Origin of the sequence: Pseudomonas tensinigenes (assembly GCF_014268445.2) — a bacterium.
In the GTDB taxonomy this organism is placed as follows: domain Bacteria; phylum Pseudomonadota; class Gammaproteobacteria; order Pseudomonadales; family Pseudomonadaceae; genus Aquipseudomonas; species Aquipseudomonas tensinigenes.
The window spans coordinates 2,321,690-2,338,440 of sequence record NZ_CP077089.1 but is presented as its reverse complement, the minus strand read 5'-3'; the positions used below and the strand labels follow the sequence as shown (position 1 = coordinate 2,338,440).

9 protein-coding genes and 1 other RNA gene are annotated in these 16,751 nt (G+C 60.6%); 3 read left to right on the top strand and 7 right to left on the bottom strand.

Annotated elements, in window-relative coordinates; translation table 11 throughout:
* Positions 1-29: 29 nt before the first annotated feature.
* Positions 30-2,126, bottom strand: a complete 2,097-nt coding sequence (dnaX, locus tag HU718_RS10310; protein WP_186613680.1) for a DNA polymerase III subunit gamma/tau — start codon at positions 2,124-2,126, stop codon at positions 30-32.
* Positions 2,127-2,271: 145 nt separating this feature from the next.
* Between dnaX and HU718_RS10305 the strand changes: the two genes are divergently transcribed.
* Positions 2,272-3,021 (top strand): substrate-binding periplasmic protein, encoded by a 750-nt coding sequence (locus tag HU718_RS10305; protein ID WP_186613682.1) that lies wholly within the window; start codon positions 2,272-2,274, stop codon positions 3,019-3,021.
* Between the two features lie 195 nt (positions 3,022-3,216).
* Here HU718_RS10305 and ffs read toward each other — a convergent pair.
* The 6 genes from ffs to HU718_RS10275 all read right to left on the bottom strand — a co-directional run bounded on the left by ffs (position 3,217) and on the right by HU718_RS10275 (position 12,590).
* Positions 3,217-3,313: signal recognition particle sRNA small type (ffs, locus tag HU718_RS10300), an RNA gene on the bottom strand.
* A 134-nt stretch (positions 3,314-3,447) separates the two neighbouring features.
* Positions 3,448-4,611 carry a zinc-binding metallopeptidase family protein gene (locus HU718_RS10295; protein WP_186613684.1) on the bottom strand — a complete coding sequence of 388 codons (1,164 nt, stop codon included), beginning with the start codon at positions 4,609-4,611 and terminating at the stop codon, positions 3,448-3,450.
* A 187-nt stretch (positions 4,612-4,798) separates the two neighbouring features.
* Positions 4,799-7,156, bottom strand: coding sequence for an NAD-dependent DNA ligase LigA (ligA, locus tag HU718_RS10290; protein WP_150729745.1), 2,358 nt, complete (start codon positions 7,154-7,156; stop codon positions 4,799-4,801).
* Positions 7,157-7,315: 159 nt separating this feature from the next.
* Positions 7,316-8,179 (bottom strand): cell division protein ZipA, encoded by an 864-nt coding sequence (zipA, locus tag HU718_RS10285; protein WP_038365417.1) that lies wholly within the window; start codon positions 8,177-8,179, stop codon positions 7,316-7,318.
* Positions 8,180-8,439: 260 nt separating this feature from the next.
* Positions 8,440-11,928 (bottom strand): chromosome segregation protein SMC, encoded by a 3,489-nt coding sequence (gene smc / locus HU718_RS10280; protein ID WP_186613686.1) that lies wholly within the window; start codon positions 11,926-11,928, stop codon positions 8,440-8,442.
* Between the two features lie 2 nt (positions 11,929-11,930).
* Complete coding sequence (locus HU718_RS10275) at positions 11,931-12,590, bottom strand: GntR family transcriptional regulator (RefSeq protein WP_038365421.1); 660 nt, start codon at positions 12,588-12,590, stop codon at positions 11,931-11,933.
* A gap of 268 nt (positions 12,591-12,858) precedes the next feature.
* Here HU718_RS10275 and xdhA point away from each other — a divergent pair, with 268 nt between their 5' ends.
* Positions 12,859-14,313 carry a xanthine dehydrogenase small subunit gene (xdhA, locus tag HU718_RS10270; protein ID WP_186613688.1) on the top strand — a complete coding sequence of 485 codons (1,455 nt, stop codon included), beginning with the start codon at positions 12,859-12,861 and terminating at the stop codon, positions 14,311-14,313.
* Positions 14,306-16,705 carry a xanthine dehydrogenase molybdopterin binding subunit gene (gene xdhB / locus HU718_RS10265; RefSeq protein ID WP_186613690.1) on the top strand — a complete coding sequence of 800 codons (2,400 nt, stop codon included), beginning with the start codon at positions 14,306-14,308 and terminating at the stop codon, positions 16,703-16,705. Before xdhA ends, xdhB begins: the two co-directional genes overlap by 8 nt.
* Positions 16,706-16,751: the final 46 nt, after the last annotated feature.

Here is a 16,751-nt window from a genome sequence, read left to right as displayed (position 1 = left end):
CGGCAAGCGAGGCCGGGCACCTTCAGTTATTAGCCTTGGGCGACCAAGGCGTCGACAGGTTCAATAGTATCGTGTCGCACTACCGCGCCGAACTGCTGAACCATCTGCTGGATGAACGGATCACCGTGGATCGATTCCTCCGCCTCGCGCTGACGGTTGGCGCGGCGACGGGACGCGGCCTGGGCCGGGGTTTCCTGCTCGGGCTTGATCAGTTCGATGGTCAGGCTCAGCGTGCGGCCGTGGAACTGGTTCAACGCATCGTTGAGACGTCGCTGCTGCGTGGCGTTGAACAGTGCGCTGTGCGCCGGGTCGAGGTGCATCAGCCAATGATCGCCATCGACCGCAATCAGCGTGCAGTTGGCGGCGATGCTGCCGGTCATGCCGGAGATCGGCAGTTTCGGGAACAGCTCAAGCCATTGCAACGCCAGACCTGTGGCCGGTGCTGCAGCCGGTTCGGGCTCGGGTTCCGGGGCAGGTTCGGCGGCGTGCTCACTGGCCAGTTCGTCGAGGTAGCTGTAGGCCGAATCCATATCCGGCTCGATGTAGTCCTCGTCCAGCGGCGGCTCGTCGTCCATGTCCACGCCTGGCGTGGCGGCATCGACCTCGGCGACAGATGGTTCGGGGATCGGCGCGGCAGCCCACTCAGGCGCCTCCGGGACGACGCTGTCCGGGGTCGGCAACGGCATCGGCGGCAACTCGGGTTGCTCGGCGGTGGTTTCCAGCACGGGTTCGACGGCGGGTTGCTGTGCAGGTTCGGGCTCGGCCTCGGGTTCCACCGGGTCATTCCACGGCAGGTCGACGACTTCTTCAGCGACGACAGGCGCTGGCTCAGGTTCTGGCGCGGCAACAGGAGCAACCGGCGCGGGCTCGGGAGCCGGCGCGGGTGCAGCGACGGGTATCGGCGCTGGAACGGGAGCCGGCGCAACCGCCGCAGCAACTACCGGCGCAGGTTCAGGCGCGGCAGCCACAGAGTTTGCGGAATCAACTGTGGCCTGGCTGATCCCCACTGGCTTTAGCGGTTGCCTCGGGGCGTCCGCCGTATCAGCGGGCCGGAAGGCGAGCATCCGCAGCAGGACCATTTCGAACCCGCCGCGCGGATCCGGCGCCAGCGGTAAATCTCGCCGGCCGATCAGGCCCATCTGGTAATAGAACTGCACATCTTCGGCCGGCAAGGCCTGCGCCAATGCCAACACGCGATCGCGATCGCCGTGCCCGTTGTCGACACCTTCCGGTAACGCCTGAGCGATGGCCACGCGGTGCAGCACGTTGAGAATTTCCGAGAGCACGCCGTTCCAGTCCGGGCCTTGTTCAGCCAGGTGACGCACGGCTTCGAGCAACGCCTTGGCGTCGCCTTCGATCAACGAATGCAGGACGTCGTAGACCTGACCGTGATCCAGCGTGCCGAGCATCGCCCGCACGTCGGTAGCGAGAACCTTGCCTTCACCGAAAGCGATGGCCTGATCGGTCAGGCTCATGGCGTCACGCATCGAACCGTCAGCGGCGCGACCGAGCAACCACAGTGCATCGTCTTCGAACGGCACGTTTTCGGCGGTCAGTACGTGGGTCAAATGCTCGACCACACGTTCCGGCGTCATGTTCTTCAGCGAGAACTGCAGGCAGCGCGACAAAATCGTTGCCGGAAGTTTCTGCGGATCAGTGGTCGCGAGGATGAACTTGACGTACGGCGGTGGCTCTTCGAGGGTTTTCAGCAGTGCATTGAAGGAATGGCTGGAAAGCATGTGCACTTCGTCGATCAGGTAGACCTTGAAGCGCCCACGGCTTGGCGCGTACTGCACGTTGTCGAGCAGCTCGCGGGTGTCTTCGACCTTGGTGCGGCTCGCGGCGTCGATCTCGATCAGGTCGACGAAACGGCCTTCGTCGATCTCACGGCATACCGAGCACTCGCCGCAGGGGCTGGAAGTGATACCTGTCTCACAGTTCAGGCATTTGGCAATGATCCGCGCAATCGTGGTTTTACCCACCCCACGCGTACCGGTAAACAGGTACGCATGGTGCAGCCGTTGGCTGTCCAAGGCATTGATCAGAGCCTTGAGCACATGGGTCTGGCCGACCATTTCGCGGAACGAGCGCGGACGCCATTTACGTGCAAGAACCTGATAACTCATCGAAAACCGTCGCAACGAAGGAAGCTGAAGCGGCTAATGCTAGCGGAGCAAGGGCAAAATTGCATCCGGTGTCCTCGTCTAATATGGCTAAGCTGCATCAGCAGAGGCTTTTATCGGCTCGGGATCGGGAATTACCGGAGCGTTTATGCGGTGGGCCGTGGGGGCGTTGCTGGGAATCAGCCTGAATGTGACGGCAGCGGAAACCCCGTTGCGCTTCGCCATGCCCGACAGCTGGGCGATGCCGATGGTGCAATACGAACGCGGCCGACCGACGCAGGGCATTCTTTACGACCTGATGCTCAGCCTGGCCACGCAGGTCGGCGTACCGGCGCAATTTCACGTCCTGCCCCGCGCCCGCGTGCAGAGCGCGATGGAACACGGCGAGATTGATGTGCGCTGCTATGCCGCGCAGTCGTGGCTGCCGAATCAGTCGGGGGATTACATCTGGAGTCTGCCGTTGTTCTTCCAGCGCGATCTGTTGATCAGCCGCAAGGATCAACCTGCCAGTGTCGTCCCCGCGCATTTACCCCGCCAATCCATCGGCACCGTCCTCGGCTACAGCTACCCCACTCTGCAACCGCTGTTTGATGCTGATCGGCTGCAACGTGAAGATGCGCGGAATCAGGAGCAGGTGCTGGAGAAACTGCTGGCCGGCCGTTATCGCTATGCGGTGAGTAATCATTGGACGCTGGACTGGTTCAATCAGCGATTGATGCCCGCGCAGCAACTGCAAGGGGTAGCAGTTTTGCAGGAGCAAAAGGTCGGCTGTTATGTGCGGAATGACCCAAAGGTGCCGGTGCAGCGGATTTTGCGCACGTTGTTGCGGATGAAAATGTCGGGGGAGATTGATCAGATTATCCGGCTCTATACCGGGTCCTCCGAAGCCACCCCATAACCCCTGTGAGAGCGAGCCTGCTCGCGAAAGCGGTGTCTCAGTCAACTCATCTCTGGCAGGTCTGACGCCTTCGCGAGCAGGCTCGCTCCCACAGTTGACTCAGGGAGCTGGCCAAATCGCAGGCACAAAAAAACCGCAGTGGGCGAAACCCATGCAGTTCTGGTTGAAGCGTTCGATTGTTCGTTAAGGTGGTAACCCCACCAGCCACACCCCGGCACACAATGTTCCCGCTGTGGCTGCTGCCTTCCGGCTCTGACCAGGTTCACGGGTAATCGTTGCGGGGGGACCGATGGGGTCACCATAACGACGCTTGCCTGTCGGCGAGCCGCGCCATTGTACCTATCTGAGACGAAGTTACAACCGTTGGTTGCAGATTAAAAATATGAACGGGTTCAAGGACATAAAGATCGCAGCCTGCGGCAGCTTCTAGAGGGCCAGAACCTCATCCGCCCTGCCGCCCGCTTGCTGGATCACCAGATGAATGAAGTGCAGCTTGGCAATCGCCGGCGCCGGCAGCACGAACGGGTAGAAATCCGGCTGGCCCATGCTCCGTGACAGCTCATTGAGCATGCCGGCCAGTTCGATCCACGCGTTGACGAATGACAGAAACGCCTCGCCACCGGGATGTTCCGGGTCATACAGCGTGCTGGTCGGAAACGGCTGGTAATCAAAATCCATTTCCCGCGCGCTCATGCCGAAGCCCAGCGCCGTGTCCACGGCGTCCATCATGTGCAGGTAATGCGCCCAGGTTTCCGCCCAGTCTTCCCAAGGGTGCATGGTGGCGTAGGCGCTGACGTATTGTTGCGGCCAATCGAGCGGTGCGCCTTGCTGATAGTGGCGATCAAGCGCCTCGGCGTAACTGGCGCGTTCGTCGCCGAACAGGTTGCGGAATGAGCCGAGCCATGGACCGTTGGCGATCAGGCGATCCCAGTAATAATGGCCGACCTCATGACGGAAATGCCCGAGCAGCGTGCGATAGGGTTCGTGCATCGCCGCCCTCACCTGCTCACGGTGAGCATCGTCGGCTTCCTTGATGTCGAGGGTGATCAGGCCGTTGGCGTGGCCGGTCATTGGTGCATTGCCTTCGAGGTCGACGCCAATGAAGTCGAAGGCCAACCCGGTGTCTTCATCGACGGTTTTCGGGATGACTTGCAGGCCGAGGGTGATCAGTTGCGCGACCAGTCGACGCTTGGCAATTTCGACCTTGCGCCAGCGTTCGGGATTGTCCGGGGCGGACAGGTCGGGGATGGTGCGATTGAGGCTGCAAGCGATGCACAGGCTGTCGTGATCGTTGGCCGGCAGCAGCCAGTTGCACGCGGCGGCTGTGTCGAGGTTGGCGCAGCGGCGGAACAGTCCCGAGTCGGGATCGGCGTCGAGCGTCCAGGTGCCCGCGTATGGCCCCGGTTGCAGCGAGGTCAGGCGACTTTCTTCGGGTTGATAACCAAGCAGGGCATTACACGCCAGGCACTGGCTGTTGCGAAAGAACAGCGACTGGCCGCAGCGGCACGGCCAGACTTTGCTGTTGCGTGAGGATTCGCCCATGAACGGCGCGATGATGCGGGAACTGAGCTGCTCGAAAAAGCGGTGCATGGCGATCTCTCCCTGGGGCTTGCCAAGACTAGATCATTCCCATGACAACATCGTTCCCGCGCTTTGCTTGGGATAAATCAAAAGATCGCAGCCTTCGGCAGCTCCTACAGGAGTTCAGTGGACACCCGCGCTATCGTGGTGGAACACTAGCCCTGTAGGAGCTGCCGCAGGCTGCGATCTTTTGATCTTAAACGGCGACGCCGTGGGTTTTGAGGAAGGCGATGAAAGTTTCTTCGTCCATCACCTTCACACCCAGCTCATTGGCCTTGGTCAATTTGGAACCGGCACCCGGCCCCGCGACCACACAATGAGTCTTCGCCGACACGGAACCGGCAACCTTGGCGCCCAGGCTTTCCAGGTGTTCCTTGGCGACATCACGGCTCATCAACTCAACCTTGCCGGTCAGCACCCAAGTCTCGCCGGACAGCGGCAAACCTTCGACGACTTTCTTCTCGCTCTGCCAGTGCATGCCGAAATCGCGCAGTTGCTTTTCGGAGTCCTCGGCTAACTGACGATGCTGCGGAACAGCAAAAAACTCGCGAACCGAATTTGCCTGCTTCTCCGGCAAGGCCTGACGCATGTCCAGCCAGTCCGCATCCATCACCGCTTCCAGCGAGCCGAACTTGTCCGCCAGTTTCTGTGCGCCACCGGGGCCGACCGAAGGAATATGCAGCTTGTCGAGGAAGCCACCCAGCGTGGTGCTGGCGGCAAACTCGGCGCCCAGCTCACCCTGATCCTGAATCTGCAGACCATGCCCCAGCAGTTCGGTAATCACCTGCTGGTTATGCGCATCTTCAAAGAAGCTGTGAATCTCGTGCGCCACTTCCAGCCCGACATCCGGCAGGTAGGTCAGCACTTGCGGCAGCGCCTGCTGCACGCGCTCCAGCGAACCCAGCGAGCGCGCCAGCACCTTGGCGGTCTCTTCGCCGACATCGGGAATGCCAAGTGCATAGATGAAGCGCGCCAGCCCCGGTTTCTTGCTGTCTTCGATGGCCGCGAGCAGCTTATTGCTCGACACCTCGGCAAAGCCTTCCAGATCAACGATGTCGTCGAACTTCAGCGCATACAGATCGGCCGGCGAACTGACCAGACCCTCGTCGACCAGTTGCTCGACACTCTTGTCGCCCAGACCTTCGATGTCCATCGCCCGGCGCGAGACGAAGTGAATGATCGCCTGCTTGAGTTGGGCACCACAGGCAAGGCGCCCGACGCAGCGATACACCGCGCCTTCGCTGACGGTTTCCTTGCCCTTGCTGCGCTTGATCAGTTGCGTACGCTCGACGTGCGAACCGCAAACCGGGCAGCTCTCGGGAATCTGCACCGCGCGCGCGTTTTCCGGACGGCGATCCATGACCACTTGCACCACTTGCGGAATCACATCACCGGCGCGGCGGATGATCACGGTGTCACCGATCATCAGGCCCAGACGCGCAACTTCATCCATGTTATGCAACGTGGCGTTGGCCACGGTGACGCCGGCAACTTTTACCGGCTTCAGACGCGCCACCGGAGTAACAGCGCCAGTACGGCCGACCTGAAACTCCACGTCGAGCAACTCGGTGAGCTCTTCCATTGCCGGGAATTTGTGCGCGATCGCCCAGCGCGGCTCGCGGGCGCGGAAACCCAGTTCGCGCTGATCGGCAATGCTGTTGACCTTGAACACCACGCCGTCGATTTCATAAGCCAGCGAGTTACGGCGCTCGCCGATGTCGCGGTAGTAGTCCAGGCATTCGCCGATGCCCTTCGCCAGTTTCAGCTCGTGACTGATCGGCATGCCCCACTGCTGCAACTGCTTGAGGTTGCCGATGTGCGTATCGGAAATGTCGTGGGAAACCTGGCCGATGCCATAGCAGCAGAATTCCAGCGGACGGTTGGCGGTGATCTTCGAATCGAGCTGACGCAAACTGCCGGCGGCAGCGTTGCGCGGGTTGGCGAAAGTCTTGCCGCCGACTTCCAGTTGCGAGGCGTTGAGGCGCTCGAAACCGGCCTTGGACATGAACACTTCACCGCGCACTTCCAGCGTCGCCGGCCAGCCTTCGCCGTGCAGCTTCAGCGGAATGTTGCGCACGGTGCGCACGTTGACGCTGATGTCTTCGCCAGTGGCGCCGTCGCCGCGTGTGGCGCCGCGCACCAGCACGCCGTCCTGATAAAGCAGGCTGACCGCCAGGCCATCGAGTTTCGGCTCGCAGCTGTATTCCACCGCCGCGCCGCCGCCGAACAGATCGCCGGCCGGCAAATCCAGACCTTCGGTGACGCGGCGATCGAACTCGCGCATGTCACTTTCTTCGAAAGCGTTGCCGAGGCTGAGCATCGGCACTTCGTGACGCACCTGGGTGAACGCTGTCAGCGCCACGCTGCCGACGCGCTGGGTTGGCGAGTCGCTGGTGATCAGTTCCGGGTTGGCCGCTTCCAGCGCCTTGAGCTCGTGGAACAACCGGTCGTACTCGGCATCCGGAATGCTCGGCTCGTCGAGGACGTGGTAACGGTAGTTGTGCTGATCGAGTTCAGCGCGCAGCTCGAGAATGCGGTTTTTGGCGGCGGTCATGGGTGTTCTCTCATAAAGCAAAAGAGCAGCCGAGGCTGCTCTAATTCATCTATCTGTGGCAGCAGAAGCAAAGATCGCAGCCTTCGGCAACTCCTACAGAAATCGCATTCCTGTAGGAGCTGTCGAGTGAAACGAGGCTGCGATCTTTTGATCTTGGCCTTAGCGCTTCTGGGTCAGGGCGCGACGTTCGAACTCAACGATGCGCTGACGGTAGTGCTCGATGGTCTGCGCGGTCAAAACACTGCGCTGGTCATCTTTCAGCTCGCCGTTCAGTTCCTGCGACAGCTTGCGGGCTGCAGCCACCATCACGTCGAAGGCTTGCTTCGGATGGCGCGGGCCTGGCAGGCCGAGGAAGAAGCTCACCGCCGGGGTGCTGAAATGGTCGATGTCGTCCAGATCAAAGATGCCCGGTTTGACCGCGTTGGCCATGGAGAACAGCACTTCACCGTTGCCGGCCATGCTTTCGTGGCGGTGGAAAATATCCATCTCGCCGAAACGCAGACCGCTTTCGAGAATGTTCTGCAACAGCGCCGGGCCTTTGAAGCCAGCAGCGTCACGGCAGATCACGCTGATCACCAGCACTTCTTCAGCTTGTGGCTGATCCTTGTCGACCACCGCCGGCGACGGCTTGCTGTCTTCAGCGAAATCGTCGTCACGGCTGCTGAAGCTCGGGCCGCCGTCCAGATCCAGGTCGAGGTTCAGGTCGCCCTGCGCCGGACCGTTGCTGCCGCGCTTGCCACGTTTCGAACCAGATTCGCGAGGCTCGCGTGCTTCGCGGGCCGGCATGCTTACCGATGGCAGATCGTGTTCGTCCAGTTGCGGCTCTTTATGTGTATCCAGCACGCGAGCCGGGCCCAACAGCTCAGCGCTGGTGTCCTCGTCCGGCAGGTTGGACAGACTTCGATCAAGACGGAATTTCAGTTTTCCCTTGCCGCCGCGCATACGGCGCCAGCCATCGAAAAGAATACCGGCTATCACAATGATGCCGATGACGATCAGCCACTCGCGCAGACCGATTTCCATGTAATCCCGTGCCTCTATAAAAAATGCTGAAAAATAAGGGGTTTACATTGTGCAAACCGCTTTAAAACGTGGCGCCAACTCTATGTTCTGACAGGCGTTTTGCCCACGTATACGAAAAATTGACATTAAACTAGCACGACCAAAGACAACTTTACACCGTCTGTCGAAATCGCTGCGCAAATTGTGGGCTCGCTTCGCTCAGGCTTCGAGCCCTAAGCTTCTAGCTTGTAGCTCAAAGCTTGTCGCTCGAAGCTGCGCCGCTAGGCGTCCACCATCGCCATCGCCTCCTCGACATCCACGGCTACCAGTCGCGAACAACCCGGTTCATGCATCGTCACGCCCATCAACTGCTCGGCCATTTCCATGGCGATCTTGTTGTGGGTGATATAGATGAACTGCACGGTCTGCGACATCTCTTTGACCAAGCGTGCGTAGCGTCCAACGTTAGCGTCATCCAGTGGCGCGTCAACCTCATCGAGCATGCAGAACGGCGCCGGGTTCAATTTGAAGATGGCAAAAACCAGTGCCAGCGCGGTCAGGGCTTTTTCCCCACCGGAGAGCAAATGGATGGTGCTGTTCTTCTTCCCTGGCGGCTGCGCCATGATCGTTACCCCTGTATCGAGTAGATCTTCGCCCGTCAGTTCCAAATACGCCCGTCCACCACCGAAAACTTTTGGAAAAAGTGCCTGTAAACCGCCATTGATCTGATCAAAGGTATCTTTGAAGCGATTACGGGTTTCCTTGTCGATCTTGCGAATGACGTTTTCCAGGGTCTCCAGTGCTTCGACCAGATCGGCGTCCTGCGCATCCAGATAACGTTTACGCTCGGATTGTTGCGTGTATTCGTCGATGGCGGCGAGGTTGATCGCACCCAGGCGCTGAATTCGCGCGTTGATGCGTTCGAGTTCTTCTTCGGCTTCGCGTTCACTGGCTTGCGCGGTTAATGTCGCGAGCACGCCGTTGAGATCGTAGCCGTCTTCGAGCAATTGATCCTGTAGAGCCTTGCGGCGCACGGTCAGGGCTTGCCATTCCATGCGTTGCTGTTCGAGCTGGCCACGAATCAACTGCGATTGCTGCTCAGCCTGAGTCCGGCGCTTTTCCGCGTCGCGCAATTCGCGGTCGGCGTCTTCGAGGGCGATCTGCGCGGTCTTGAGTTCTTCGTCGACGGTCATGCGCTTATCGAGCAACTCTTCGAGTTTCAGGCGCAGCTCTTCCAGCGGTGCCTCGCCCTCCTCCAGATTCAGACTCAACTGTTCGCGCTTTTCAGTGAGGCGCTCGGCCTGCATTTCCAGACGCTCCAGCGCCTGACGCGTGGAGTCGTGCTGCGCGCGCAACGAGCCGAGGCGTACGGCTAATTGATGGGCGTGATCCTTGTGCTGCCGTGCTTCCTGACGCACCCGGTCAAGGCGTTCGCGCAGACTGTCACGTTGGGCCAACAGCAATTCGCGCTGCTCGGTGTCCAGCGCCATGGCGTCCAGCGCGTCCTGCAATTGCATGCGCGCTTCGCCGATCTGTTCGTGCTCGAGTTCGCGTTGCTCGCCGAGTTCGACCAGCTCTTCATCAAGACGGGTACGACGCAACGTCAACTGTTCGGCCTTGGCTTTGCCAGCGGACAGCTGTGCTTTCAACTCGCCTTGCTGGCGCGCTTCGTCTTGCAGCAAACGACGCAAATGTTCGCGGCCGTTTTCCTGCTGACGCTGTTGCGCGCGCAGGGTTTGCAGACGGGTTTCCATGGCCTCGACTGTGGCTTCTTTCTCTTCGCGCTCGAGGTGCAGCGCTTCGATTTCCTGGCCCCGGGCGAGCATGCCGCTTTCCGCTTCGCTGGCTCGACGCACGCGTAAAAAGTGCCGACCGACCCAGTAACCGTCACGGCTGATCAGGCTCTCGCCGGCGCTCAATTGCCCGCGCAAGGCCAAGGCCTGCTCGAGGCTGTCGACCGGTTTGACCTGACCGAGCCACGGTGACAGATCGATTTGCGCATCGACCTTATCGAGCAAGCTGCCGGCGACGCGCACGCCATCGCTGGCCGGGCTGAGCAGGCGCAAATCGCCTTGGGTGAATCCGGACAAATCGAAGCCGCTGAAGTCGTCGACCAGCACCGCTTGCAGATCGGCGCCGAGCACGGTTTCCACCGCCAGTTCCCAACCGGCCTCAACCTTCAGGCCTTCGGCCAGGCGCGGACGCTCGGCGAGGTTGTGTTCCTTCAGCCACTCGGCAGTGCCGGTGCCCGGGTCGAGCGCGGCTTGCTGCAAGGCTTCAAGGGATGCGAGACGACCATTGAGGCGCTGCAAATCGCCCTGTGCCTGTTGTTGCGCGGTCAACGCCTGCTGCAATTCCTGTCGCAGTTGTTCGAGTTTTTCGACCTGCGCTTCTTCGCTGGTCTGCAAATCTTCGAGGGTCGCTTCGGACTCGGCGAGCTGCTCGTTGAGCTCCATGATCGCCGCATCTTCCGGGTCGGCCGAGAGCAACGCGCGCTCTTCGCCAAGACGCTTTTGCCGGTCAGCCAGCCGCTCCATGCTGGTTTCCAGCTGCTGGATGCGCGATTGCTGCACTTCGGCCTGACGGCGCGGTTCGGCGGCGGTCAGGTTGAAGGCGTCCCACTGCTCCTGCCAGCCGTGCATGACCGATTCGGAATCTTCCAGCGCAGCAGCGGCTTCTTCAGCGGCAGCGCTGGTGACTTCCTGCTCAGGGGTGAGCATGTCCAGCTCTTCGCCGAGGGTCAGCAGCAACGTGCGGTCGTGGCCCAGGTGCGATTCGGTTTCGAGGCGGGCGCGCTCGGCTTCTTTCAGATCGTCCTGCAACTGCCGCAGACGCTGCTGGCCGTGCTGGATACTTTGCTCGACCCGGGCGATGTCGCCGCCGACCGAATAGAAGCGCCCCTGCACCAGATTGAAGCGCTCGGACAGGTCATGGTGACCGTCGCGCAAGCGCTCGATAGCCGCGTCGGCATTGCGCTGTTCGGCGACCAGCGCTTCGAAACTGACTTCCTGCGTGCCGATGATCGACTCGCGCTGGCCGACCTGATCGTTGAGATCCTGCCAGCGCAAGGCCGACAGTTGCGCCTTCAGCTGGCGTTCTTCGGCTTTGAATTCCTGATACTTCTTCGCCGCTTCGGCCTGACGGTGCAGGCGCTCAAGTTGACGCTCGAGCTCATCACGCAGGTCAGTCAGACGCGCGAGGTTTTCGTGAGTGCGGCGGATGCGGTTTTCGGTCTCGCGGCGGCGCTCTTTATATTTCGAGATGCCGGCCGCTTCTTCGATGAAGTTACGCAGGTCTTCAGGTTTGGATTCGATCAGCTTGGAGATCATCCCCTGCTCGATGATCGAATAACTGCGCGGGCCCAGACCGGTGCCGAGGAAGATATCGGTGATATCGCGACGCCGGCATTTGGTGCCGTTGAGGTAATACGTGGTCTGGCTGTCGCGGGTGACTTTGCGGCGAATCGAGATTTCCGCGTAGGCCGCGTACTCGCCCAGCAGCGTGCCGTCGGAGTTATCGAAGACCAGCTCGATGCTGGCCTGACTCACCGGTTTGCGGCTGGTTGAGCCGTTGAAGATGACGTCGGTCATCGACTCGCCACGCAGGTTCTTCGCCGAACTCTCGCCCATCACCCAGCGTACGGCGTCGATGATGTTCGACTTGCCGCAACCGTTCGGCCCGACGACTGCCGCCATGTTACTGGGGAAGTTCACCGTGGTCGGGTCGACGAAGGATTTGAATCCCGCCAGTTTGATGCACTTGAGCCGCACGCTTAGGCAACCGTCAGCGCGGAGACCACCAGATCGCAGCTGCGCTGGGCATACGCCGTCAGCACGATGCGGATCTGCGGCAAATCACGGGCGAGTACGGCGGCGAGCAAGCGTTCGAACAGTTCGAGAAACTCGCTCATTGAGGCCTTGCGCTGTTCGAGGGCGAGGAAGTAGGCGCGGCTCATGGCCGGTTGCAGGTTCTCGACGGTCTCTTGCAGATACGGATTGTTGGCGAACGGATAGGCGGCGCGCATCACGCTGAAGCTGTCGTCGACGAAGCTGCGGATGTCCTGACGCTCGTAGCTGGCGGTCAGGCGCTGCTGGATCTGCACGAACGGCGCCATGTCCGACTGCACTTGCCAGCCATTGGCCACCGAGTTGCCGAGCAGGATGTACAACTCGCTCATCAGCGTGCACAGGCTCTGCACCTTGTGCGGCGTCAGTTCGGTGACGTGCGCACCACGACGCGGCAGGATCGCGATCAGGTGACGGCGCTCGAGGATCAGCAAGGCTTCGCGGACCGAACCGCGGCTGACATTGAGCGCAAGCGTGACCTTCTGTTCCTGGATGCGCTCTCCCGGCTTCATTTCGCCACGAATGATGCGTTCGGCGAGGTGGTGAGCGATTTGCTCGGCGAGGCTGTCCGGCGCCTTGAACGTCATGGTTGTCCTTCAAACTCTATCGATCTGCACAAGCGGCGCAGTGTAGCGCAAATGCACGGTCATGGCGGAGTGCCCACTCAGCGGTTTTTGGCACGATTCCCGCAAAAAAGCAGGGTGACCGATGAAGGTCAATAATGAATAGACACGTTGTTGATCGACGAAATGCTTTTTCCTGACCTTTAAGTCAGAAAACCATTGACCGAAAAGTCAGACCTGCTAAATTCGGTTCACGTCGGTTAACAACAATAATGAGTCTGCGAGGCCTTCCGTGATCCAGTTTTTACTTAACCAGGAACTCCGTAGCGAGCACGCCCTGGACCCGAATCTGACTGTGCTCAATTACCTGCGTGAACACGTGGGCAAGTCCGGCACCAAAGAAGGTTGCGCCAGCGGTGACTGCGGCGCCTGCACCGTGGTGGTCGGCGAGTTGCAAACGGATGACGCTGGCCGCGAGCACATTCGCTATCGCAGCCTCAACTCATGCCTGACCTTTGTTTCGTCGCTGCACGGCAAACAACTGATCAGCGTCGAAGACCTCAAACACCAAGGCGAACTGCACAGCGTGCAGAAAGCCATGGTCGAGTGCCATGGCTCGCAGTGCGGCTTCTGCACCCCCGGTTTCGTCATGTCGCTGTTCGCCCTGCAGAAGAACAGCGATGCACCGGATCAGGCCAAGGCCCACGAAGCGCTGGCCGGCAACCTCTGCCGCTGCACCGGCTACCGGCCGATTCTGGCGGCTGCCGAGCAATCCTGCTGCGGCAAGCAAGCGGATCAGTTCGATGCCCGCGAAGCGGAGACCATCGCCCGCCTCAAAGCCATCGCCCCGACCGATATCGGCGAACTCAACAGCGGCGACAAGCGCTGCCTGGTGCCGCTGACCGTCGCTGATCTGGCCGATCTCTACGACGCTTATCCACAAGCACGCCTGCTCGCCGGCGGCACCGACTTGGCACTGGAAGTCACCCAGTTCCACCGCACCCTGCCGGTGATGATCTACGTCGGCAACGTCGCGGAAATGAAGCGCATCGACACCTTCGAAGACCGCATCGAAATCGGCGCCGCCACCGCCCTCTCCGACTGCTACGAAGCGTTGAACGCCGAGTACCCGGACTTCGGCGAATTGCTGCACCGCTTCGCCTCGCTGCAAATCCGCAATCAGGGCACCCTCGGCGGCAACATCGGCAACGCCTCGCCAATCGGTGATTCGCCACCGCTGCTGATCGCCCTCGGCGCGCAAGTCGTGCTGTGCAAAGGCGAAACCCGCCGCACCCTGAACCTGGAAGATTACTTCATCGATTACAAAGTCACGGCCCGTCAGGAAAGCGAGTTCATCGAGAAGATCATCGTCCCACGCGCCAGCGCCGAGCAGTTGTTCCGCGCCTACAAAGTCTCCAAGCGTCTGGACGATGACATCTCCGCCGTCTGCGCCGCATTCAACCTGCGCGTCGAAAACGGTGTGATCACCGATGCCCGCGTCGCCTTCGGCGGCATGGCCGCGATCCCGAAACGCGCCGCCCACTGCGAGGCCGTGCTGATCGGTGCACCGTTCAACAACACCGTGATCGAACGCGCCTGCGCTGCACTGGCCGAAGACTTCACGCCACTCTCGGACTTCCGCGCCAGCAAGGAATATCGCCTGCTCAGCGCGCAGAACCTGCTGCGCAAATACTTCATCGAACTGCAAACACCGCACATCGAGACTCGGGTGACCGCTTATGTCTAACCATCACGGCGTAGAAAAAACCCAGGCTGAACTGGCTGAATTGTTCGCCAAGGATCTGACCACAGGTGTCGGCCGCAGCGTCAAGCACGACAGCGCCGCCAAGCATGTGTCCGGTGAAGCGCAGTACATCGATGACCGTCTGGAATTTCCCAACCAGCTGCACCTGTATGCACGCATGTCGGACCGCGCCCACGCGAAAATCATCAGCATCGACACCTCGCCGTGCTACGCCTTCGAAGGCGTGCGCATCGCCATCACCCACGAAGACGTGCCGGGCCTGAAAGACATCGGCCCGCTGATGCCGGGCGACCCGCTGCTGGCCATCGATGACGTGCAATTCGTCGGTCAACCGGTGCTCGCCGTGGCCGCGAAAGATCTGGAAACCGCGCGCAAAGCCGCGATGGCCGCGATCATTGAATACGAAGACCTTGAGCCCGTGCTCGACGTGGTTGAAGCGCTGCGCAAACGCCACTTCGTCCTCGACAGCCACACCCACCAGCGCGGCGATTCGGCTTCTGCGCTGGCAACGGCTGAACACCGCATTCAAGGCACGCTGCACATTGGTGGTCAGGAGCACTTCTACTTGGAGACGCAAATCTCCTCGGTGATGCCCACCGAAGACGGCGGCATGATCGTTTACTGCTCGACTCAGAACCCGACCGAAGTGCAGAAACTGGTCGCCGAAGTGCTCGATGTGTCGATGAACAAAATCGTCGTCGACATGCGCCGCATGGGCGGTGGTTTCGGTGGCAAGGAAACTCAGGCGGCCAGCCCGGCCTGCCTGTGCGCGGTGGTTGCGCACCTCACCGGCCAGCCAACGAAGATGCGCCTGCCGCGCGTCGAAGACATGCTGATGACCGGCAAGCGTCACCCGTTCTACGTCGAATACGACGTCGGCTTCGACAGCACCGGGCGCCTGCACGGGATCAACATGGACCTGGCCGGCAACTGCGGCTGTTCGCCGGACCTGTCCGCGTCGATCGTTGACCGCGCGATGTTCCACTCGGACAACTCGTACTACCTCGGCGACGCGACCATCAACGGTCACCGCTGCAAGACCAACACCGCGTCGAACACCGCTTACCGTGGTTTCGGTGGCCCGCAAGGCATGGTCACGATCGAAGAAGTGATGGACGCGATTGCCCGTCACCTGCAACTCGACCCGCTCGCGGTGCGCAAGGCCAACTACTACGGCAAAACCGAGCGCAACGTCACCCATTACTACCAGACCGTCGAGCACAACATGCTCGAAGAGATGACCGCCGAACTGGAAGAAAGCAGCCAGTATCACGAACGCCGCGAAGCGATCCGTCGCTACAACGCCAACAGTCCGATCCTGAAAAAAGGCCTGGCGCTGACCCCAGTGAAATTCGGTATTTCCTTTACCGCCAGCTTCTTGAACCAGGCCGGCGCGCTGATCCACATCTACACCGACGGCAGCATCCACTTGAACCATGGCGGCACAGAAATGGGCCAGGGCCTGAACACCAAAGTCGCGCAGGTCGTGGCCGAAGTGTTTCAGGTGGAAATCGACCGTGTGCAGATCACCGCGACCAACACCGACAAGGTGCCAAACACCTCGCCGACAGCGGCCTCCAGCGGTGCTGACCTGAACGGTAAAGCGGCGCAGAACGCGGCGGAAATCATCAAGAAACGCCTGATCGAATTCGCTGCGCGGCACTACAAAGTCACTGAAGAAGACGTTGAATTCCACAACGGCCACGTGCGGGTTCGCGACCACATCCTGACCTTTGAAGCGCTGATCCAGCAGGCGTATTTCAATCAGGTGTCGCTGTCGAGCACCGGCTTCTACAAGACCCCGAAAATCTATTACGACCGCAGCCAGGCGCGTGGGCGTCCGTTCTACTACTTCGCCTTCGGCGCGGCGTGCTGCGAAGTCATCGTCGACACCCTGACCGGCGAGTACAAGATGCTGCGTACCGACATTCTTCACGATGTCGGCGCCTCGCTGAACCCGTCGATCGACATCGGTCAGGTCGAGGGTGGTTTCATTCAGGGCATGGGCTGGCTGACCATGGAAGAGCTGGTCTGGAACAACAAAGGCAAGCTGATGACCAACGGCCCGGCCAGCTACAAGATCCCGGCCGTGGCGGACATGCCGCTCGACCTGCGAGTGAAGCTGGTGGAAAACCGCAAGAACCCGGAAGACACGGTGTTCCATTCCAAGGCTGTCGGTGAACCGCCGTTCATGCTCGGGATTGCCTCGTGGTGTGCGATCAAGGATGCAGTGGCGAGCCTCGGTGACTACAAGCATCAGCCGCAGATCGATGCGCCGGCGACGCCGGAGCGGGTGTTGTGGGGGTGTGAGCAGATGCGGCAGTTGAAAGCGGTGAAAGCCGTTGAAGCTGAAACCGAGTTGGCTCCGCTTTAGGACCGAGGCGCGGCCATTCGCGAGCAGGCTCGCTCCCACAGGGATT

What these genes read in the sequence shown, in the direction of transcription:
- dnaX (WP_186613680.1), bottom strand. Translation starts at nt 2,126, where the DNA reads ATGAGTTATCAGGTTCTTGCACGTAAATGGCGTCCGCGCTCGTTCCGC.
- HU718_RS10305 (WP_186613682.1), top strand. Translation starts at nt 2,272, where the DNA reads ATGCGGTGGGCCGTGGGGGCGTTGCTGGGAATCAGCCTGAATGTGACG.
- HU718_RS10295 (WP_186613684.1), bottom strand. Translation starts at nt 4,611, where the DNA reads ATGCACCGCTTTTTCGAGCAGCTCAGTTCCCGCATCATCGCGCCGTTC.
- ligA (WP_150729745.1), bottom strand. Translation starts at nt 7,156, where the DNA reads ATGACCGCCGCCAAAAACCGCATTCTCGAGCTGCGCGCTGAACTCGAT.
- zipA (WP_038365417.1), bottom strand. Translation starts at nt 8,179, where the DNA reads ATGGAAATCGGTCTGCGCGAGTGGCTGATCGTCATCGGCATCATTGTG.
- HU718_RS10275 (WP_038365421.1), bottom strand. Translation starts at nt 12,590, where the DNA reads ATGACGTTCAAGGCGCCGGACAGCCTCGCCGAGCAAATCGCTCACCAC.
- xdhB (WP_186613690.1), top strand. Translation starts at nt 14,306, where the DNA reads ATGTCTAACCATCACGGCGTAGAAAAAACCCAGGCTGAACTGGCTGAA.